15 protein-coding genes and 2 pseudogenes are annotated in these 19,998 nt (G+C 69.1%); 11 read left to right on the top strand and 6 right to left on the bottom strand.

All coding sequences use genetic code 11. The features are described 5' to 3' along the window. Positions 1 to 205 precede the first annotated feature (205 nt). From STRVI_RS54620 to STRVI_RS52120, 8 genes and pseudogenes are all read left to right on the top strand, one after another. Positions 206 to 397, top strand: a pseudogene (locus tag STRVI_RS54620) (IS5/IS1182 family transposase); the annotation flags it as partial. A gap of 232 nt (positions 398 to 629) precedes the next feature. After that, positions 630 to 782: a hypothetical protein gene (locus tag STRVI_RS54615; RefSeq protein ID WP_014057747.1), complete on the top strand. Its 153-nt coding sequence runs from the start codon at positions 630 to 632 to the stop codon at positions 780 to 782. Positions 783 to 1,300: 518 nt separating this feature from the next. Then, positions 1,301 to 3,265 carry an FAD/NAD(P)-binding protein gene (locus STRVI_RS21430; RefSeq protein ID WP_014057746.1) on the top strand — a complete coding sequence of 655 codons (1,965 nt, stop codon included), beginning with the start codon at positions 1,301 to 1,303 and terminating at the stop codon, positions 3,263 to 3,265. Then, positions 3,262 to 4,551, top strand: a complete 1,290-nt coding sequence (locus STRVI_RS21425; protein WP_014057745.1) for an MFS transporter — start codon at positions 3,262 to 3,264, stop codon at positions 4,549 to 4,551. The genes STRVI_RS21430 and STRVI_RS21425 overlap by 4 nt, the downstream gene beginning before the upstream one ends. A gap of 210 nt (positions 4,552 to 4,761) precedes the next feature. Continuing rightward, a complete protein-coding gene (locus STRVI_RS21420; RefSeq protein ID WP_043236271.1) occupies positions 4,762 to 5,049 on the top strand; it encodes a hypothetical protein in 288 nt (95 codons plus the stop codon). After that, entirely contained in the window at positions 5,040 to 6,545 is a 1,506-nt protein-coding gene (locus STRVI_RS21415; protein WP_050993718.1) for an MFS transporter, read from the top strand. The genes STRVI_RS21420 and STRVI_RS21415 overlap by 10 nt, the downstream gene beginning before the upstream one ends. A 262-nt stretch (positions 6,546 to 6,807) precedes the next feature. Next, positions 6,808 to 7,545, top strand: a complete 738-nt coding sequence (locus STRVI_RS21410; RefSeq protein ID WP_014057742.1) for a 2OG-Fe dioxygenase family protein — start codon at positions 6,808 to 6,810, stop codon at positions 7,543 to 7,545. An 856-nt stretch (positions 7,546 to 8,401) separates the two neighbouring features. Continuing rightward, complete coding sequence (locus STRVI_RS52120; RefSeq protein WP_014057741.1) at positions 8,402 to 8,686, top strand: Lrp/AsnC ligand binding domain-containing protein; 285 nt, start codon at positions 8,402 to 8,404, stop codon at positions 8,684 to 8,686. 211 nt (positions 8,687 to 8,897) lie between these two features. Here the strand turns inward: STRVI_RS52120 and dxs are convergent, their stop codons facing one another. Then, on the bottom strand, positions 8,898 to 10,796 hold the full coding sequence (gene dxs, locus STRVI_RS21405; RefSeq protein ID WP_014057740.1) for a 1-deoxy-D-xylulose-5-phosphate synthase: 1,899 nt from the start codon (positions 10,794 to 10,796) through the stop codon (positions 8,898 to 8,900). Positions 10,797 to 11,175: 379 nt separating this feature from the next. Between dxs and STRVI_RS53535 the strand changes: the two are divergent. Both STRVI_RS53535 and STRVI_RS21400 read left to right on the top strand, forming a co-directional pair. Continuing rightward, positions 11,176 to 11,415 (top strand): annotated as a pseudogene (locus tag STRVI_RS53535) (transposase); the annotation flags it as partial. A gap of 120 nt (positions 11,416 to 11,535) precedes the next feature. Then, the gene (locus STRVI_RS21400) at positions 11,536 to 12,183 is read left to right on the top strand and encodes a peroxiredoxin-like family protein (protein ID WP_014057739.1); all 648 of its coding nucleotides are present in this window, start codon (positions 11,536 to 11,538) and stop codon (positions 12,181 to 12,183) included. A 53-nt stretch (positions 12,184 to 12,236) separates the two neighbouring features. Here the strand turns inward: STRVI_RS21400 and STRVI_RS21395 are convergent, their stop codons facing one another. From STRVI_RS21395 to STRVI_RS21385, 3 genes are read right to left on the bottom strand one after another with little or no spacing between them, the layout of a single operon-like run. Beyond that, positions 12,237 to 13,754 (bottom strand): FGGY family carbohydrate kinase, encoded by a 1,518-nt coding sequence (locus tag STRVI_RS21395; protein WP_014057738.1) that lies wholly within the window; start codon positions 13,752 to 13,754, stop codon positions 12,237 to 12,239. Positions 13,755 to 13,759: 5 nt separating this feature from the next. After that, complete coding sequence (locus STRVI_RS21390) at positions 13,760 to 15,136, bottom strand: cation:proton antiporter (protein ID WP_014057737.1); 1,377 nt, start codon at positions 15,134 to 15,136, stop codon at positions 13,760 to 13,762. Next, on the bottom strand, positions 15,133 to 15,489 hold the full coding sequence (locus tag STRVI_RS21385) for an antibiotic biosynthesis monooxygenase family protein (protein WP_014057736.1): 357 nt from the start codon (positions 15,487 to 15,489) through the stop codon (positions 15,133 to 15,135). Before STRVI_RS21385 ends, STRVI_RS21390 begins: the two co-directional genes overlap by 4 nt. A gap of 488 nt (positions 15,490 to 15,977) precedes the next feature. On the opposite strand from STRVI_RS21385, the gene STRVI_RS21380 reads away from it, so the two are divergent. Next, entirely contained in the window at positions 15,978 to 17,039 is a 1,062-nt protein-coding gene (locus tag STRVI_RS21380) for an AraC family transcriptional regulator (protein ID WP_014057735.1), read from the top strand. Here the strand turns inward: STRVI_RS21380 and STRVI_RS21375 are convergent. Then, a complete protein-coding gene (locus STRVI_RS21375; protein ID WP_106685926.1) occupies positions 16,987 to 18,309 on the bottom strand; it encodes a cation:proton antiporter in 1,323 nt (440 codons plus the stop codon). The two genes, STRVI_RS21380 and STRVI_RS21375, sit on opposite strands and share 53 nt — an antisense overlap. Before the next feature lie 11 nt (positions 18,310 to 18,320). Next, complete coding sequence (locus tag STRVI_RS21370) at positions 18,321 to 19,892, bottom strand: FGGY family carbohydrate kinase (RefSeq protein WP_014057733.1); 1,572 nt, start codon at positions 19,890 to 19,892, stop codon at positions 18,321 to 18,323. Positions 19,893 to 19,998 lie beyond the last annotated feature (106 nt).

The following is a 19,998-nucleotide window of genomic DNA, read 5'->3' as shown; positions in this document are numbered from 1 at the left end:
TGACAGCAAAGATCTTCGCGTGCACCCTGAGTGATGGTCATCACATGCATTGATCGCACAATTCGCCCCCTCGTTGACGGGGGGACGCCTCATGCTCCGCCATCCCCACCCCGCGCGACGGCGGCATCGCCGCCCTCCTCAAGACCGCGTCCCACGTGGTGAGGCGTCTTGGACCCCGGTATAGGGGCGGGGTACGTGGAGCGGGATTGTTCCGGACGGACTGCAGGAGATCGAAAAGCCACTGATCCCCGCGCCGAGGGTGCGGCCGCAGGGCGGGGTTACGCAGAACACACGTGATGAGACGCTGTTCGCGGCCCTCATCCACGTGCTGGCCGGCGGCTGCTCCTGGCAGGCCGTGCCGCCCTGCGGACGCGTCGCCCGCCACACCTGTCCCCGGCACCAAGGCCGAGCACGAGCCGGCGGGCCACGGCGCCCTGCTGTGCGCCGCGGACGAGCCGATCCTCACCCCCGGCGCGAGGCGCGCCACGCCCACCGCGACCCGTCGGGTGAAGCAGGCCGTCGCCGAGTGGGTACGTGCTGCAGATGCCGGAGCCGTCCTGGGACGGCTTCATCGAACACACCCAGCAGGGCCGCAACAGCGGTAAACCCCGTAGGGCTACCTTGTCTCCATGGTTCCCCACCCCGTTCCCGCCCACCGCGCCGAGGGCCGCACCGGACACCGCCTCACCCCGACCCGCTCGGATCATGGACCGTGCAGGCTGTCCCCCGGCTACTGCAACGGCCCCGCCCTGACCAAGAGCTTCGAGCTGAACGGCTACTGACTGACCGGCGACGTGGCGGTGCGCAAGCCCGACGGCCGCATCCACCACCTGGACCGGACAGCCGGCGTCATCCACACTGCTGACGCGACCGTGCACAGCCTGCCCCTGGAGAAGGTGTTGATCGCCGACTGCGCCGAGCTGGTCCAAGACTGCGCGGTGGCCGGTGTGCCCGGGCCCGCAGGCGGCGGCCAAGCCCGAAGCCGCCGGGCTGCGAGCCCTCGCGGCGGTGTTCGTGGCCGAGGGCGAGGGCGACTTCCCGGCCGGCCCGGCCGGCTGGGGGAGGAGAGCGGGGAAGTGGACGAGAGAGCAGTGGAATACGAGGAACGAACCAGAACCATCGGCGTGATCGGCGCGGGACCGCACGGTCTCTTCGTGGTCGGGCGCCTGTGGGCGAACGGCGCCGGGCCCGGGCAGCCGACCGTGACCCACATGAACACGGTGGCCTCGCACATCACCGTGTTCACCGACCCGAGCCTCGCGTGTGAGGGGCCGGCCCGACCCGGGCCGGACCTGTACGAGTGGGCCAAGTCCGCGGTGCCGGTGGCGCGTTCTGGCTCCCCGCCGGACCGGGTCCGGCGGGAGACGGCGGCCCTTGGCCCACACGCCTGTCCTTCCCCGACCTTCTACGGCGCTACCTCGCGCGGGTCCTGGACGAGCCGGTTCGCACCGCGCCGGAGAACCTCTCCATCCGGCTGCACCGCAACCGCGCGGTGCGGCTCGCGGAGACCCAGACGCGGGCGCGAGCCGTCACCCTGGACGAGCGGACCAGCCTCCTGCTGGACTGCGTCGTCCTCGCGCAGGGCCATACGGACATGCCGCTGTCCGCGGGCACCGAGATGTCCGGCCTCCGCGAGTACGGCTTCGGCTCTCTCCCGCCGGGCAACCCGGCGGAGGCCGACCTGGCCTCCCCCGGGCCCGGCGAGCGGGCGGCGCTGCGCGGGCTCGGGCTCAACTTCTCCGACCTCCCCGCCCTGCTGACGGTGGGCCGGGAAGGAGAGTTCCACCGGGAGGGCAGCGAGGGCGGCGCGCTGCGCTGCTGGCCGTCCGGTGAAGAGCCCGGGATCTTCGCCGGTTCCCGGCGAAGCGTCCCCTACGACGAGCTCTGGGACTGGGACCGCGTCGCCCACCCCTACGGCGACCGGGTCTTCACCGGCCCTGCCGCGTACCAGAGCCGGCTCCTCGACTGTCCGCACGAGGACCTGGCCGGGGACGGGGACGGCAACGTGGCCGGCCCCCTGAAGGCCGCCCTCGGCGACCTGCGCGACCTGCGCGACGAGGTGCGGCCCACTCGGGGCCACGCAGGGATCACCGGCGAGTCCTACCGGGACGGGCTGCGGTCCTGGTACACGCCGCTGGACGTCTTCGTGTCCACCGGCCCGCCGCACGGCCGCATCGAGGAGCTGATCGCGCTGATCGCGGCAGGCGTGGTGGAGATGGGCGGTCCCGGCCCGCACATCGCGGCCGCGCCGGACGGCTCCGTCGTCAGCCGCGTAAAGTCCCCGGCTCCGAGCGGCGAGTGCCCTCGCTCATCGAGGCCCGGCTGCCCGACCTCGACATCCGGCGCACCTCCGACCCGCTCCTGCGGGACCTGCGCGAGCGCGGGGCCTGCGCCCCTACCTCATCCCCACCGGCACGGACGGGCACGTGGAGACCGGCGGCCCGGCCGTCACCCCGCGTCCCAGCCGCTCGGTGGACGCGGCGGAGCGGCCGCGCCCCTACCGCTTCGCGTACGGGGTGCCGAACGAGACGGTGCCCTGGGCCACGGCGGCGGGTATCCGGGCCGGAGCCGGCTCCGTGATCTTCGGAAGACGCCGACGCCATCGCGCGCGAGTGCCTCGCCGTCGGCCTGGAGCGGCGCCGCCCGTCCGCCGCCCTGTCCCCGTCGCCTCCTGGTAACCCACCCCCGGCACACACAGAAAGAGAGATACCCCATGCCTGTTCACTCCCCAATGCGCGGCACAGAGACCGGGACGGACTCCGGCCTGCCCAACCCGGTCCGGGCCACCGGCCAAGCTGCGGCGGCCCTCAGCGAGCAGGCCTGGACCGCTGCCATGCCCGAGACCGAGGACGAGCGGGCGCCCGGCGCCTGGCACACGGAGTGGCAGCCGCCGCGCGAGGCGCCGCGGCTCACGGCGGGCGCCGCGCGGACGGCCGCCGAACCCACCGAGGGCCTGGAGGTGTTGCCCGCCCCCATGCGGCGCAACCTGGAGCTGACCGAGGGCCCCGTCGTCTCCGAGCGCCCCAACGCCGTGCCCGCCCCACCCCTGGACACGGCTGGTACCAAGCGCGTCCTGGCCGCGCGTGCCCGCCGGGCCGCAACCGGCGAGGTCACCTTCGCCCAGGCGCTGGCCGACCACCCTCAGATACAGAGCCGGCTGCCCGCCGGCGCCGAGCAGTTACCGGCCCCCGAGGAGTACCTCGGCGCGGCCGATGAGCTGGATTCCCGGGTGCTCGCCCGGCTGGCCCGAATGGAGTCCGCATGAGCCGAATGAGCCAACTTCCGCGACTCTCCCGGGGGTTCACCTTCTGGCTGATCGCCACGGTCCAGGCCCTGCTGCTCTTCGCCTCGAGCGCGCCCTCGCCGCTGTACGGGGTGTACCAGGCCGAGTGGGGCTTCTCCGCCACCATGCTGACCGCCGTCTTCGCGGTGTACGCGATCGCGCTGCTCGCGGCGCTGCTCGTGGTGGGCGGCATCTCCGACCATGTCGGCCGCCGCAAGGTCCTGGGGGCGTCTCTGGTCGTCGAGGTGGTGAGCATGCTGCTGTTCCTCACCGCCGACGGCGTCGGCCCGCTCCTCGCGGCGCGCGCCGTCCAGGGGCTGGCCACCGGCGCCGCGACCGGGGCGACCAGTTCCGCCCTCCTTGATCTGCAGCCCCCGGACCGGCCCCGTTTCGGCCCGCTGGTCAACAGCCTCGTGCCCCTCGTCGGCCTGGCCTTCGGCGCGCTGGGCTCCGGGGTCCTCGTCGAGTATGCACCCGCGCCGAAGACCCTCGTCTACGCGCTGCTCCTGGTGACGTTCGTGCTCGCGGCGCTCGTCGTCCCGCTGCTGCCGGAGACCTCGCCGAGGAGGCCGGGTACGGCGGCCTCGCTGGTGCCGCGCATGGCGGTGCCGCGCCAGGTGCGGCCACTGTTCCTGACCGTGGCACCCTGCCTGTTCGCGGTGTGGGCGGTCGGCGGCCTGTACATGTCGCTCGGCCCGTCCATCGCAGTCCGCACGCTCCACCTGAGCGGCCACCTCGTCGGCGGCCTGGTCATCTTCGCCCAGACCGGATCGGGGGCCCTCGGCTCGCTGCTGCGCCGCAAACATCCGCCGCGCCGCACCATGGCCCTCGGCTTCGTGGCCTTCCCCGTCGGCATCGGCGCCACCCTCGGCGCCCTCGCCATCCCCTCCCCGGCGCTCTTCTTCACCGGCATCGTTATCGCCGGTTACGGCTTCGGCACCGGTTTCCTCGGAGCCTTCCAGACAATCGCGCCGCTGGCCGGTCCTGACGAGCGCGCCGGGCTCGTGGCCGGCATGTACGTCGTGTGCTACCTGGGCTTCAGCGTGCCCGCGGTGGTCGCGGGCCTCGCCGTGCAGAAGTTCGGGCTCACCGCCACCACCACGGTGTACAGCATCGCGGTCATGGTCCTCGCCGTCGTGGCCTGCGCCGGACTCCTCGTACAGGAACGCCGGGAGAAGCGTGCGGTTGCCGAGGCACCCCGCCTCCGGCCGCCCGGGGCGCAGCCTGCCCCGCCCGTCGCCCGAGCCGCCGACTCCGATCAGCGCTGACCTCCGGAGAACCCAGCCATGCCCGGCACCCAGACCCCGAGGGACGGCGCCGAAGCCACGGGCTGACCGCTCGCCGTCAGCCCGTACGCCACTGCTCCCCGTATCCACGGCGCTGTGTGCGGCACCGCCCGCCGCACACAGCGTCCGTTCCCTCCGGAGATGGCACCCGCGCGCCTCGCAGCCCCACCGCTGCCGGCTCACCGACTGTGCGTGTTCCGGCTCCAAGCCGGACTGCCAGTACTGCTCGCCGTACTGTGCGGCCGCCTCGCCATCCTCCTGCCCCGGGGCGCCGGGCAGTTTCACCTGCTCGGCGCAGTCGGCCGGATCGGGGTTCTGCCGTTGGTCGGCATCACGGCCATCGAGATGGCCCTCGCGCACTCCGTCAGCGCGCTGCCGGTCATCGCCAACGGGCCCCCGTGGCGGGTTCGGCCGAGAGTCTCCCCGTCGCCACCCGGACCGGGCAGACTCGAGGCGACATTCGACAACGCATGGCGGTGATCTCACTGGGAGCACGTCGCGTCGTGGTGGCCGACACCGCGCAGACCGATTCAGCATGTTCGCGGCTCGGCCTCGGCATCATTCTGACCGGTGCGTTCGTCGCCATGATGGATACATTCATCGTCAATGTGGCGGCGCCGAGCATTCAGGCGGATCTGCATGCGGATACCGCAGACACCGAGTTCGTGATCGCCGGTTACACGCTGACCTACGCGGTCGGGCTGATCACCGGTGGACGCCTGGGGGACATCTACGGTAGGCGGCGGATGTTCGTCGTGGGTCTGGCCGGGTTCACCGCGGCCTCGCTGGCGTGCGGCCTGGCCGACAGTGCTGGAGAGCTGATCGCCGCTCGGCTGGCGCAGGGCACTGCCGCCGCCATGCTGTCCCCGCAGGTGCTGGCGATCATCCGGACGTCCTTCGTGGACCCGCGGCAACGAGCCCGGGCGTTCGGGCTGATGGGCGCGGTACAGGCTCTGGCGAGCGTGTTCGGGCAGATCCTGGGCGGCGCCGTGACGCAGGCCGACTTGCTGGGGCTGAGCTGGCGTCCAGTGTTCTTGATCAATGTGCCGATCGGCATTGCCGCGCTGCTGCTCATCCGGCGCGCGGTACCCGAATCCCGGTCTCCCCTCGCCGACGACATCGACTGGGGCGGCACCCTGTTCGGTGTGGTGGCGTTGATCCTTTTGTTTGTTCCCCTGATCGAGGGGCAGCAACTCGGATGGCCCGGGTGGCTGGTGGGAATGTTGCTGGTCGCGGTGGTGGCGCTCACGGTGTTCGCAGCCGTCCAGATCCGCCGGACAAGAAGCGGCACAGCGACCCTGCTGAATGCCGAACTGTTGGCCAGCCGCGCCTTCACCGGCGGTGCCACGGTGGTGCTGCTGTTTTCCACCACCATGACGCCGCTGTATCTCGGCTACACGATCCTGCTCCAGGACGGTTATGGCGACTCCCCCCTGCATGCCGGGCTCGCTTTCGCCCCGCTCGCGACGGCGGTCGCGGTCAGTTCGTTCATCGCGGGCCGGGTCATCCGCCGGGTCGGAGCACGCGCGGTACTCACCGCAGGAGCTGTACTGCACGGCATCGGCAGCGGTGTCGTGCTCTGGGTCTGTCTCGCTGCGCCAGCCGGTCTGCCCGACTCCCTGCTGCCATGCATGGCGGTCATCGGCATTGCACAGGGGCTTTTTGTGACTCCAAGCTTGAACGCCGTGCTCGATGGCGTCGGCGAACAGCACATCGGGGGCGCCTCCGGGATTCTGACCGCGATGCAACGGCTCGGCAACGCTCTGGGCACGGCGGTGCTGATGCTGCCGTTCCTGGCGGCCTACGATCAGGCGCGGGCGGTCGGCGCGACGTCGGCCAAGGGGTACACCGAGGCTTTCGCCACTCTCTGCGGTGCCGTCATGCTCGTATCGTTGCTCACTGCGGCGCTGCTGTACTACGTGCCCCTCGGAAGAGACGGCCCAAGGCCCCGGGCGACCTCACCCGCAGATCGCTGACGGGCCGTCGCCGGGGAGGCGTGCCCCCTTGGCTCAAGGCATGTGGGGGCCTGCATTCCGTTGACGGTCCCGGGGTGGACGGCCGATTCAGCGTCGGTGGTGCGCGTTGTGCTGGTCTGGCCTGTGGCGGCCGCAAAAGACTGAGGCCCGGACCGCGGTTGCTTCCCGTATCCGTATCTCAGGTGCCCGCGCCAGTCCGTTCATGGGAGCCTCATACGCATACGCGGGAGTGTGCCCAAGACCCTTCCTGGAGGAGCCGGACATGCTGCACAGCGACGCCCGGGAAGAACTACGCACCAACGGGTACGCGTTGGTGCCGGCCAGGCAGTTCCCCATCGACCCGGAATTGCGTCCACGGGTGAAGGAACTGGCGCACGAGTGGGAGCACCTGGAGACCGACCGATACCTGCAGAACGGCTCCCGTTTCCGCGAGCGGGCTTACGACCGTCTCTTTTTTCTGCCACGCACCGGAGAGATCCGGCTGCGCCCTCACCAGCCGTATTTCCAGTCCGAGAGCGCCAACGACTATGCCGGAGGCATCCGGCGTGATGTGGCTCCGCTGAGCCGGTCCACCCTGCACAACCCGCTGCTGACCCGGCTGCTGCGCAGCAACTTCGCCCGCTTCCCGGTGGAGGACGGCCGGCTGGACGAGCCTTGGGACGTCCAGTGCCACCAGTTCCGGATCATCGGCACCCCCGGCGAGATCGGTCAGCCGACACCGGAGGGGCCGCACCGCGACGAAGTCAACTACGGCGCGGTCCACCTGATGGGACGGCTCAACACCACAGGCGGCGAGTCCCAGGTCTACAGTCAGGACAAGGCGCTCCTCACCGAGTTCTGTCTGACAGAGCAGATGGACACCATGTACTGGGCGGACCAGCAGGTCCTGCACGCGGTCCGACCGATCAGGCCGCAGGACGCCGGCCGCCCCGCAGTGCGCGATGTGCTCATCATGGGCTACAAGTACTCCCCCGGCCTGCAAAGATTCGAGCGAGTCTGAACCGACCACGGTGAGGGCCGCCCCGGGGAACCCGCCACGGCCGAGCGGCAGGAACGCAAGCTGGTGTGCCGGCAGAGGCCGGGTCGTTCTTCACCTGCCCGGTCGAGGCCATGGCCGTCCTTCGACGGCAGGTGCGGCAGCATGACGGCAGGTGCCGGCATGTGAACGCGCCGTCTGCTCCACGAACGTGCCGATCGCGGACCGGCCGGTGCCGCTGGTGAGGTCCCCCTCCGAGCAGCCCCGGACCGTCCGGTCCGCAGGCCCCCGACCGCAGCGCCGGACGCGCCGTCGATTTTGTCATCCAATACCGGCCTTCCCGCGCAACACCTCCGTGATCAGTACAGCAAGGACCAGTTGAATTCGTCGAATACAGGTCTGAGCTCCGGCGGGCGATAAGCTATTTCGGTCTGCGGCAGAGCCGCGGTCGTGCCGGATCATGTTTCAACAATGCGCCGCGCCAGTTCCTGGGCCCTGCTCAAAGAAGAGAAAGCACCCGTATATGGCCCCGCCGGGCGGCCGCCCGAGCCGAGGTCTGCGCCTTCATCGAGACCTTCTGCAACCGCCGCTGCCTGCACGAAGATCTCGGGGTAACGTCACTTCTGCACAACGGGCCAACACTTCGGACGCCTGCCGGACGGGACGGCGTTCCGGTGATCGCGATAGAGGGTCCTGACGCCGCGGACGCTGCGCGAAGGAATCAACACCGGTACCGTGAAGCGGCAGGAATTGAACCCGAGCCCTCATCGAGCCCTCGTCGAGGTCCGATGTGCCCTGGTCCGGCTTGAAGGGATGTGCGCGCCCGAGATCCTCTGTCCTCATAGACACCCGCAGGCAGGGTGCACGTTAAGGGGCCCCCGTGATTCACGCAGTCGTCTTGATCAGCGTGCGAGACGAGAGTGCTATAGGCGCCGTGGCCCGGAGAGTCGAAACCAGTGTCCACGTCAATTACGTCCAGGCTGTGCGCGGGAGCTACAACGTGATGGCGTTGGTCAACGTCGCAAGCCATGCCGAGCTCGCGTTCCTCACAGGCATCGAGTGCGAGCGCACGGAGGGTGTGAAAGACATCGTGACGCATATTGTGAGCTGTTCGCTCGAAGGTTGCGCATGTGAACCGGAACTGGGCTGGCTATTTCGTGACTGAAAGTCCCTGTGTGCACTACCGGGTTTGGTACCGGCACATCACAGACAGCGAGGTCACACGCCCCAGATGCGGTTGCGGCCGGTGAAGCGGCACCTGTGCGACGTCGTCGCAGGAGGGCAACCATCTGGGGCAATGTTCCTCGGGGGAAACGTCGGTCTCCGGATCCGCTCGGGGTCCGGAGACCGGCGCCGGGTGTGCGCCGCCCCGCGGCTCAGCCCGGAAACACCATCTCGTCCCGCCCCAGACCGGCGAAGACGCCCGAGACCCGGCGAGCGATGTCCGCCGCGGTCAGGCCGACGCGTGCCAGCACCCGGCTGCGCTCGGCGTGGTCGAGGAACTCGACGGGGATGCCGAAGTCACGGAGTGGGACGTCTACTTCGGCGTCCCGCAGCGACTGCGCGATGGCGGCGCCGACGCCCCCGGCCCGCACCCCGTCCTCGACGGTCACCACGAGCCGGTGCCGGCGGGCGACGGCAGGGAGTGCCTCGTTTACCGGTTTGACCCACCGCGGGTCCAGCACGGTGGTGCTGATGCCCTGTTCGGCCAGCCGATCGGCGATCTCAAGACACATGGGAGCGAGCGCTCCGACGGAGACGATGAGCACGTCGGCCTCATCCTCCGCACAGCCCCTGAGGACGTCCATGCCCCCTACCGTGCCGACGGCGGCCACCTCGGGACCGACCGTGCCCTTGGAGTAGCGCACGACCGTGGGCGCGTCATCCACCTCGACGGCCTCGCGCATCTGGTTCCGCAGCTGATCGGCGTCACGCGGCGCGGCGATCCGCAGTCCCGGCACCACCTGCAGGACGGCCATGTCCCACATGCCGTTGTGCGAGGCCCCGTCGTCACCGGTGATGCCCGCGCGGTCCAGTATGAAGGTCACCCCGCAGTGATGCAGGGCCACGTCCATCAAAAGCTGGTCGAAGCACCGGTTCATGAAGGTCGCGTACACCGAGACCACCGGGTGCAGTCCGGCCGTGGCCAGCCCGGCCGCGGAGGCCGCCGCGTGCTGTTCGGCGATACCGACGTCGAAGAACCGGTCAGGGAACCGTTCGGCGAACGGCGCGAGCCCTGTGGAGCGCCGCATCGCGGCGGTGATCGCCACGATGTCCTTGCGCTCAGTGCCAAGCCGCACCATCTCCTCGCCGAAGACGGTGGTCCAGTCTTTGCCCGAGACGGAGACCGGCTTCCCGGTGTCGGGGTCGATCACCTTCACCTGGTGGAAGCGCTCGTCGGACTCCTCGGCGAAGCTGTAACCACGTCCCTTCTCGGTGATGCAGTGAACGATCACCGGGCCACCGAAGCCCTGAGCGCGACGCAACGCGTTCTCCACGGCCGCCACGTCGTGGCCGTCGATCGGCCCCACGTACTTCAGACCCAGGTCCTCGAACAGGCCCTGGGGCGCGATGAAGTCCTTGAGGCCCTTCTTCGCCCCGTGCAGCGCGTCGTAGACCGAGCGGCCGACGAACGGCGTGCGGTCGAGTGCGTTCTTGGTGCGCTCCAGGAAATGTTCATAACCGTCCGTCGTACGGAGGGCGGCCAGATGGGTGGCGAGTCCGCCAATGGTGGGATTGTAGGAGTGGCCGTTGTCGTTGACCACGATGACCAGGGGAAGTTTCCTGTCGGCGGCGACGTTGTTCAGCGCTTCCCACGTCATGCCCCCGGTCAGCGCCCCGTCGCCGACCACCGCGACCACGGAGCGGTCGCGTCGGCCGGCCAGCCGGTCGGCCTTCGCGATGCCGTCGGCCCAACTGAGCGCCACGGAGGCATGTTGGTTCTCGATGATGTCGTGCGGTGACTCGGCGCGGCTGGGATACCCCGAGAGGCCGCCCTCCTTGCGTAGCTTGGAGAAGTCCTGGCGGCCTGTCAGCAGCTTATGTACATACGTCTGGTGGCCGACGTCGAAGACGATGCAGTCCTTGGGAGAGTCGAAGACTCGGTGCAGCGCGATGGTCAGCTCCACCACACCCAGATTCGGCCCTAGATGTCCTCCGGTGCGGGAGACGGCGTTGATGAGGAATTCACGGATTTCCGCAGCCAGTCTGCCCAGCTCACCGGCGTCGAGCTTCTTCAGGTCCTGCGGCCCGCGGATCGACTCCAGAATGCCCATGCGTCATTCTCCTTCGGCCCTGATGATAGGGAGGGTTTTCGCTTCGGTGCATGCACAGGACCCACAGCTTCCCGGCCATCGGATCCATTGAGCAGTTCACATTGTCATTGGCCGATTGACAACAGTTCATCTCCACGCCGAACGCGACGGCGACGGGGCCCCGGTGCCGATGCGGCGGGGTGCCACCCAGGAAGCGAAAGCGGATTCATTTATTGAATCGCCGGACCCAAGAACCGGGCCGCGGCACCGTATGCCAGACTCCCGCCGTGATCTCTCAGAGGGCCGGAGCGGGGGGACCGCGAGGAGCGGCATCAGCCCATACGCCTTTGCCACCGGCAATCGCCTCCCTATGCACGCGGAGGTGACAGGCTATCAATTTCTGCGGATATGCGCAGCACTGGCGGGTGGAGGCCGGTCGCCGATCGCGAAGCCGCCGATCCCCGCGCCGAGGGGTGCGGCCGCAGGGCGGGGTTACGCAGAACACGCCTGATGAGCCGTTGTTCGCGGCCATCATCCACGTGCTGGCCGGCGGCTGCTCCTGGCAGGCCCTGCCCCGCCCTGCTCCGGCATATCGAAGTCGACGGCTCACTACCGCTTTCCACTCCAGTCCTTCCCGGGGGAACTCCGCTTCCGGGCCGGCGGGGGCACGCTACGTTGGAGCGCATACTGTACGGCCACCGTGACCGCGGTCCGACTGCCGGTCTCCCCCGCTGTCGAGTCAAGGAAGGTCAGGGCAACCATGAGCCTCAACGACGAGTTGCGCGCGTTCCGCGAAGTCCAGCAGAGGCAGGATCCGGCCGGGGCCCGCGCCATCAAGGAGCGGGCGGCCCGGGAACTGGCCGAGTCCGGTCAGGGGAAGCGTGCGCTGGCTGTCGGTGCGCGAGCTCCGCACTTCAGCCTGCCGTCGGCCACGGGCCGGACCGTCACGCTGGAGGCCCTGCTCTCCCGCGGCCCCCTGGTGCTCACCTTCTACCGGGGTGCCTGGTGCCCCTACTGCAATATGACGCTCCGTTCCCTCCAGCAGCACCACGGGGACATATCTGCCCGTGGCGCCCAGCTCGTGGCCGTGTCCCCGCAGACACCCGACGAGTCGCTGTCCCACAGCGAGAAGCAGGAACTCGACTTCGACGTGCTCAGCGACATCGGCTCGGCCACGGCGCGGCGGTACGGCCTCGCCTTCCAGGTGCCCGACGAGCTGGCGGCCCACTACGCCAGGTCGGGGCTCGACCTGGAGCGGGTCAATGACGGTCACGCGCGCGTTCTGCCGATACCCGCCACCTACGTCATCGACCGGTCCGGTACGGTCCGATGGGCCTTCGTCGACACGGACTTCACCGTTCGCGCCGAACCAGCCGACGTCCTCACCGCTCTCGACGCCCTCGGCTGACGCTGATACGCGCAGCGTCTGGTGCCCGTGCCGGCCGGCACGGGCACCACATGCTACGAGGGTGCCTCACCGTCCGCCCCGGCCAGGGGACCGGTGCGGTCCACCGCCCGGCGCCAGTCCGCCAGCGCGGCCCGCCGCCGCCCGCTCTTCCAGCGTGGTTTCCAGCGGTCCTGGGGCGGCCGGTGTACGGGGAGCTCCTCGGTGCCCTTCCAGTACCCGACGCCGAGACCTGCCGCGTACGCCGCGCCCCGCGTGGGCGGCTCGGCGATCGCGGCTCGGCTCACCGGTATCCCGGTCACATCGGCCTGGACCGCCAGGCTCACGTCCGAGGCCGCGGCCGCCCCGTCGACCGTCAGCCTGACTGGTGCCACTGCGGAATCGTCGGTCATGGCGGCGAGCACCTCGTGCATCCGGAATCCGATCGACTCCAAGGCCGCTCTGGCGAGGTGGCCCTTGGTGTGCCCGGGCGCCAGGCCGATGAGCGCACCGCGGGCCTGCGGCTCGGGGTCCGGCACGCCGAGACCGGTGAACGCAGGCACGAAGTACAGGCCCTCGGCTCCGGTGACCGAGGAGGCGGCCGTCTCGAACGCCTCCGGGCTGGACAGCGAGCCGAGGTCTTCCACCACCCAGCGCGCCGCGTCGCCTGTGTGCGGGATGTTCCCCTCCAAGGCGTAGACCGCGGGTGTATCCGGCAGCTGGTAGGCGATCGTCGTGTGGAGGCCGTGCCCGGACTGCACTGGTTCGCTTCCGATATTGAGCATGACCAGGTTGCGGTGGGTGTTGTTGCACCATGCCGCGCCGGTGGCCGAGCAGCCGTTGCCGAACATGGCAGCCTGCGGCCCGCCGAGCACGCCGCTGATCGGCACGCCGTCCTGTGCGGTGGTGCCGAAGCCGTCCGGGCTGACCGAGGAGTGGATCTCGGGCAGCATGGCACGGGGCACGCCGAAGAAGTCCAGCAGTTCCTCGTCCCAGTCCAGTGTGGTCAGGTTCATCAGCATCGTGCGACTGGCGTTCGTCACGTCGGTCACATGCCGGCCGCCCGCGGCCCCGCCTGTCAGCTGCCAGATCAGCCAGGTGTCCGTGCCGCCGAACAGGGCGTCGCCCCGTTCGGCGGCCGCGCGCAACCCGGGCACGTGCTCCAGCAGCCATTGGATCTTCGTGGCGGAGAAGTGAGGGTTGCTCACCAGACCGGCCTTGCGGTGGATCGTTTCGGCCCGGCCGTCCGCGGCCAGCGCGGCAGCCAGTTGGTCCGTACGGGTGTCCTGCCAGACGATGGCGTGGTGGTAGGGCTCGCCGGTACGCCGGTCCCAGACCACGGTGGTTTCGATCTGGTTGGTGATGCCGATGGCAGCCAGGTCCGTGGCGGTCAGCCGGGCTTCGCCGAGCGCGTCGGCCATGACGCCCTGGGCGTGGTCCCAGATCTGCGCCGCGTCGTGCTCGACCCGGTTGTCCGCGGGCCGTAGCTGGGTGTGTTCCCGTGCGCCGGCGCCCGCCTCGACGCCGTCCGCGTCGACAATGGCGAACCGGGTGCCGGTCGTGCTCTGGTCGAACGCTCCGATGAAGTCCGCCATGGTGCTCACCTCTGCTTCGCCGACGGGGCCGCGCCGCCCGGTGCCGCCATCGCCGGCGGCGCCGTGGTCTGCTGGGCCATGTTGATCACCTGTTTACGGAAGACATGCAGCCACACGCCGGCGATCTGCGAGGTGACGATCGACAGCATGGCCAGCACCGTGTAGAAGTCCTCGTTGATCACTCCGGCCGCGAGCGTCACCGTGGCCAGCACGATGCCCGGCCCGCCGCGCGCGTTCAGGGCAACCGCGAAGTGCTGGGCGGATCTGTTGTCCTCCCCGGCCAGCCTGGCCGCCGCCCAGACGCTGACCAGCTTGACCAGGCAGGCCATGGCCAGAAAGGCGACAAAGAACAGCAGCGGGAAGTGGTGTGCCAGGTCCAGCTGGACGCCGACGTTGGCAAAGTACAGGGGGACGAAGAAGGCGAGTGAGAACCTCTTCAGTGTCTCCCACGCGCCGTCCGCTGGTGCCCGCTGCTCCGGCTCGGTCACCCGCATGTCCGCTCCGGCGGCGGACGCGCCGGCCAGCAGGGCACCGAAGACCGGGTTGATGCCGAGGCCGACGCAGGTCAGGGCCATCCCCAGCATGAATACCAGCCGGAACCCGGTGGGGCTGCGCTTTTCGACGAAGCTTGCCGGGCCGATGGCCAGCATGCGGAAGAACCATGGGCCCAGCGGCAGGAACACCGCGAAGAAGACCAGGCTGGCCACCACGTAGTAGATCGTGCTGGGCAGGGCATCGTTGTTGTCGAACAACGACCACAGGCCGTAGGAGGAACCGGACTTCGCCTGCGCCAGGCCGAGCACCACGGACAGCATCACGTAGAGCACCAGGTCTTCGAACACGGCGATGGAGAGCACCACGCGTGCGAATCCGGTCCGCAGGATGTCGAGGTCGAGCATGATCCGGGAGATCACCGGGATGCTGGTCACGGCCACACCGATGCCGAAGACCAGTCCCACACTCGTCCGCGTGCCCTGCGGCCCGGACAGTTCGGCGATGTCGAGGAACCGGGCGGTGAACAGACCGACCGCGAACGGCACGACGATACCGATCACCGCCATCGCGGCGGTGGATTTCCCCCGGCCGCCGCTGCGGTGTTCGACCATCTCCCGGCCGGAGAGGAACAGCAGCAGGAGCAGCCCGGCCTCGTACAGCACGCCCAGGCCCGCGGCCGCGGGGCCCGTTGAGGGGAACAGCCACCTTTGCGCATCAGGCGCGAACGCACCGAGGACGGTTGGGCCGAGCAGCAGGCCCCCGACTATCTCGCCGATGACCGGCGGCTGGCGCAGCAGCATGAACAGATGGCCGGCGGTGTGAGCGACGACCAGCAGTACCGTCACCGCGACGAACAGGTGCATGAGGTCAGGTGACTGCAGAGTCATGATGGGTCTTCCTGTTTCGGCGTGGCCGGGTCTTCGTCGTGGCCGGTCACGGTGTCGAGGACCACGGTCTCGTGCCTGACCTCGGTGTCGTAGTCGGTCATGAGGTCCGCGACCGCCGGTGACACCACTGCTGTCAGCGCGTCAGTGCCTGCGAACCCTTCGACCGCCGCGGGCGAGTTCCACAGGCTGAGGACCTGGATGTGGACCTGGTCGTCCTCCTCCCGGCGCAGCAGGTAGCAGCCGCGATATCCCGGAAAACCTTCCATATGCGGCAGAATGCTGCTTTTGAATGTGTCGAGGAAGGCGGCCGTGTTGCCGATGGGCGCACGCGCACTCCATGACCTCAAGATCATTGTGGGGCCTTTCTCTCGTTACGGATCAGGGCCTTTCGTGAGCGCGGCGGGCCGGGGCTCATTGATTCACCCGCACCGGGTCGGCCGCGGCAGACCGGGGGACGGCAATCCGGTGGCTCTTGGCCGGATCGAGGAGTTGACACGCGGGGGCGGGATCCTGTGCTGTCCGGACTTTCCGGTCACGGAAAACAGCGAGAACAGGACATTCGGAAGCATGGATTCACCCCCTACCTCACCATCCTCGGCCCGGTCCGTTCGACGGAACCACGGGCCCTCACATCGCTGACCGCGTGGTCGATAGACCTGAATGCTCAGTTCCTTTCCGCTTACAACAATGACCGAAAAGGCGCTCGAATTGATCATTGCGTTACCGCTTCAGGTCCGTCATTATTATCAAATTATGACGCCGAGGACCTTGGCCGTCGCCCGCCCTCCCGGAAGCCACCATTCCGCTCCGAGTCGCCATGATCTGGCGCGAGGGAGATCAGATGTCCGCAGCACCGCTGTTGGCCAACCATGCTGTCCTGCACACCGAAGATGTCGCCGCCACCGAAGAATGGCTCACCCCCGTGCTTGGCCGGCACGAATTATCGGTCGCGGCAACCACACGTCCCGATATTCGCTTCCACAGTTATCAGTTGGGTTCACTGCGGCTGAGCTATCTGTCGCTCGGCGCCAGCGCGCGCTTCGAACTGGCCGGTGCGCGGTCCGGTTACCTGGTGCTGGTGCCGCTGACCGGGAACATCTGGCTGTGCGGCACGCAGCAGATGCGCATCGCCCCTGGCCTGGGCACGGTGCTCGGACCGAGCGAGCCTGTCAGCGCCCGGTGCTCCGCGGACTGCGGGCAGCTGATCGTCGAACTGAACCAGGCGGTGCTGACCGCCCACGTCCATAGCCTGCTGCACAACTCCTCGGCGGAGTCGCCCGTCTTCGAGCCCCTCATGCGGTTCGACTCCGGCAGTGCCATGAGCTGGTACGAGTCGCTGATGTTCCTGGCCGAACGGGCCAACGAAGCCGACAGCTCCGGGGAACCGATCCACCCGCTGGTCGCCACGGAGCTGGAACGGGCCCTGATGACGGAACTGCTGGTCACCCAGCCGAACACCTACAGCCCGGCGCTGGTCCGCGACCAGCCGTCTCAACCGGTCAGCCCGGTCGAGAGAGCGGTGCGGCTGATCAATGAGTACCCGGAGGTCGGCCACACCGCGGCCGACCTCGCTCAGGCCGCCGGCGTCAGTGTGCGCACGCTGGAAAAGGCGTTCCGCCGTCGCTTCGGCCTGCCACCCTGCGGATACCTCCGCCAGGTCCGGCTGAAGCGGGTCCGAGCGGAACTGACTGCAACCGGCGCCGCGAAGAAGACGGTGAGTGAAGTGGCGGCACGGTGGGGGTTCAGCCACTTCGGCCGATTCGCTCAGGAATACCGGAAGAAGTACCATGAGAATCCTTCGGAAACAGTGAGGCGGCATCGCGCAATGCCCAGGCTCGAGGCTCAGAGTTTCAATTCAGAAGAGGCTCCATCGCCCGGCGCCGCGATTCCTCCTGGGCGGTGATTTCGAGGCGTCGCATGGCAAGCCTCAGCAATGGCGGCGCCATGACCGAGGTAATCACCGCGGTGAGCACGATAATTGTGTAGGACTGGGTGTTCAGCACGCCCAGCCGAAGGCCGACCGCGGCCACGACGAGTTGCACGACCCCGCGCGCGTTCATGCCCGCGCCGAGCGCCAGGATCTCCCACCGATTGAGGCGCCCGGTCAGCCCGCCGAGCAGCGCGCCGGCGAACTTGCCAAGGATCGCAACACCCAGGATGAGCAGCGCGCCGCCCAGCACCGCGGGTTGTCCCAGCGCCCCCATGTCCATGCGCAGCCCCGCAGTGGCGAAGAAGACCGGCGCGAGAGTTGCGGACAGCCCATTGTTCAGCGGTGCGAGCGAGCCGAGGCTGACGGCGCTGCTGGTGCCGATCAGTATGCCGCCGAGAAACGCGCCGAATACCGGTTCGAGGCCCAGCGCCGCGGTGCCGGTCGCACACATCAGGAGGACCGCGACCGCCGTCACCACCACCGCGGCCGAGGATTGGGAACGCTGCGCCCAGCGCATCGCCCCGCGGACCAGGGGCCGGCCCAGCACGGTCAGCACCAGCAGGAGTCCGGCCAGGTGCAGGATCGGCCCGAGCACGGTACCCGTGTGCAGGCCATCGGCCGCCATGGCGGACACCACGGACAGCAGCAGCCAGCCGACGATGTCGTCCATCGTCCCGGCGGCCAGGATGAGCTGACCGACGTTGCGGTGGATCAGCCCCATGTCCAGAAGGGTCTTGGCAATCACCGGGATCGCGCTGACGCACAGCGCCACTCCGAGGAACAGTGCGAACACCGTGGGCTGCGCATGTTGGGGGCGCAGCACCCCGGGCAGCAGCTTCATCGCCACCACGGCTCCCAGGCCGAACGGGATGACCAGGCCCAGCAGGCTGATCCAGGCGACGGTCCCGCCGCGTCGGCGTACCAGGGTGAAGTCGAGGCTGATCCCGGTCACCCCCACCAGAACCAGCACGCCGAGCAGGGCGACACTGTCCAGCAGGTGGAACTGCCCCGCCTGCTGAGGGAAGACCCAATCACTCGCCCGCGGGACGAACTGCCCGAACACGCTCGGCCCGAGTAGCACACCCACACCAAGCTCGCCGACCACCGCCGGCAGGCCCACCCGCTTGGCCAGCCGCCCCAGCAGGTGCGCGGAGACGACCAGCACAGTGAGCTGCGTGAGCAGCAGCACCGCCGAGTGACCGCCCAGGGGGGCTACGGGTGCGGCCGCGGTCAGCGGACCCACGTGGGCCGTTGTCACCGTGATCCGTCGGCGCGCCACTCAGCCGCGGTCAGCGTGGCCAGCCAGTCTCCCTGCGGCAGGGTGGCCTCGTCGACCCAGCCCACGGTGCGCTCAAGGGCCGACCGCCAGCCGGCGTAACCGCGTTCCCGGTCCTCGGGCATCCACTGCGCAGACCAGCGGTGGTTCTCCTGGCGGGTGCCGGCCACCTCGGCGAGGTCCGCCCACACGCCGACGGCCAGGCCAGCGGCGTGGGCCGCGCCGAGGGCAGCGGTGTCGGCGACGTCCGCCGGGCGGCGGAGCTGGATGCCGAGGATGTCCGCGTGTATTTGCATGCACATATCAAACCAAGCGCCGTTGCCGTCGACCCGCAGCTGGGCCGGGGCGTACCCCGTCCCTTCCTGCATGGTCTCGATCAGGTCACGGAGCTGGTAGGCGAGGGCCTGGAGAGTAGCTCGGGCCACATGGTTCTGGTTGTGGTGGGTGTCCATGCCGAGGATGGCCCCACGGGCGCCGCGTTCGGGCCGGGGCAGCGCGAGCCCGGTGAACGCGGGTACGAAGTAGAGCCCTTCCGGGTCATCGGCCCGCCGGGACATTGCCTCGATCTCCCCGACGCCCCGGATGATGCCCAGTCCGTCCACCAGCCACTGCACCGTGGCGCCGGTGTAGGGGACGAAACCCTCCAGCGCATACACCGCCGGTTCATCGGCCAGCCGGTAGGCGATGGTACCGAGCACCCTGGAGTCGGTATCCGCCCGCGCGGTCCCGGTGTTGACCAGCAGCGCACTGCTGCCCTCGAAGCCGTAGCGGGCCTGACCCGGAAGGAAGCAATGCTGGCCGAAGAGGGCTGCCTGGTGTTCACCCAGCACCCCGGACACGGGCAGTTCCGTGCCGAACAACCCGGACCCCGATGTGCTCCCGAAGCGGTCCGGGGTCGAGGACGGCGCCACCTCAGGCAGCATCGCTCGCGGTATGCCGAGCAAGGCCAGCAGCTCGTCGTCCCAATCCTGGGTGTCCAGGTTCAGCAGCATGGTGCGGCTGGCGCTTGTCACATCGGTGACGTGCCGTCCGGTCAGGTTCCACACCAGCCAGGAATCCATGGTGCCGAACAGGGCGTCGCCCCGCTCCGCGTCCGCGCGCAGGCCGTCAACGTGTCGCAGCAGCCAGCTCAGCTTGCCGGCGGAGAACAGCGCGTCCGGCACCAGACCGGTCTTCTTGTGGATCAGTTCGGTCTGGCCGTCCCGCGTCAGATCGGCCATCTGCCCGGCGGAGCGCCGGTCCGGCCCGGCTATGGCCGGAGCGTAGGGCTGTCCGGTGCGCTTGTTCCACACCACGGTCGTCTCGCGCTGGGCCGCGATACCGACGGCTGCCAGCGCGGAACTGGGACGGTCCAGTTCGGACAGGGCCATGCCGACCGCGTCCTGGGTGTGCCGCCAGATTTCCACGGGATCGTATTCGAGCGTGCCGTCCCGGGAAGCGGACGGGGAGAGCTTCACCCGCTGCCCGGTCAGCTTGTTGCCGTCCCGGTCGTAGACGATGAGTCTGGTGTCGGACGCGGACTGGTGCAGGGCTGCGATCAAGTCGGCCATAGCAGGTGCTCCGTAAAGTCTCGGTGGGCTCGGGAGTGCCGTGTGCGGCTGATCGGTGTCTGTGCGATCAGGGCTGCCGCCCGAGGCTGCGTGTGGGACCGGACGG

Source organism: Streptomyces violaceusniger Tu 4113, from assembly GCF_000147815.2.
GTDB classification, from domain to species: Bacteria; Actinomycetota; Actinomycetes; order Streptomycetales; family Streptomycetaceae; genus Streptomyces; species Streptomyces violaceusniger_A.
Note: the sequence above shows the minus strand (reverse complement) of the source record. Positions and strands in the feature narration are given on the sequence as shown.

Coding starts and splice junctions, on each gene's coding strand:
- STRVI_RS21370 (WP_014057733.1), bottom strand. CDS start 19,892: ATGGCCGACTTGATCGCAGCCCTGCACCAGTCCGCGTCCGACACCAGA.
- STRVI_RS21415 (WP_050993718.1), top strand. CDS start 5,040: ATGGCGGTGATCTCACTGGGAGCACGTCGCGTCGTGGTGGCCGACACC.
- STRVI_RS21425 (WP_014057745.1), top strand. CDS start 3,262: ATGAGCCGAATGAGCCAACTTCCGCGACTCTCCCGGGGGTTCACCTTC.
- STRVI_RS21385 (WP_014057736.1), bottom strand. CDS start 15,489: ATGATCTTGAGGTCATGGAGTGCGCGTGCGCCCATCGGCAACACGGCC.
- STRVI_RS21380 (WP_014057735.1), top strand. CDS start 15,978: ATGTCCGCAGCACCGCTGTTGGCCAACCATGCTGTCCTGCACACCGAA.
- STRVI_RS54615 (WP_014057747.1), top strand. CDS start 630: ATGGTTCCCCACCCCGTTCCCGCCCACCGCGCCGAGGGCCGCACCGGA.
- dxs (WP_014057740.1), bottom strand. CDS start 10,796: ATGGGCATTCTGGAGTCGATCCGCGGGCCGCAGGACCTGAAGAAGCTC.
- STRVI_RS21400 (WP_014057739.1), top strand. CDS start 11,536: ATGAGCCTCAACGACGAGTTGCGCGCGTTCCGCGAAGTCCAGCAGAGG.
- STRVI_RS21395 (WP_014057738.1), bottom strand. CDS start 13,754: ATGGCGGACTTCATCGGAGCGTTCGACCAGAGCACGACCGGCACCCGG.
- STRVI_RS21390 (WP_014057737.1), bottom strand. CDS start 15,136: ATGACTCTGCAGTCACCTGACCTCATGCACCTGTTCGTCGCGGTGACG.
- STRVI_RS21410 (WP_014057742.1), top strand. CDS start 6,808: ATGCTGCACAGCGACGCCCGGGAAGAACTACGCACCAACGGGTACGCG.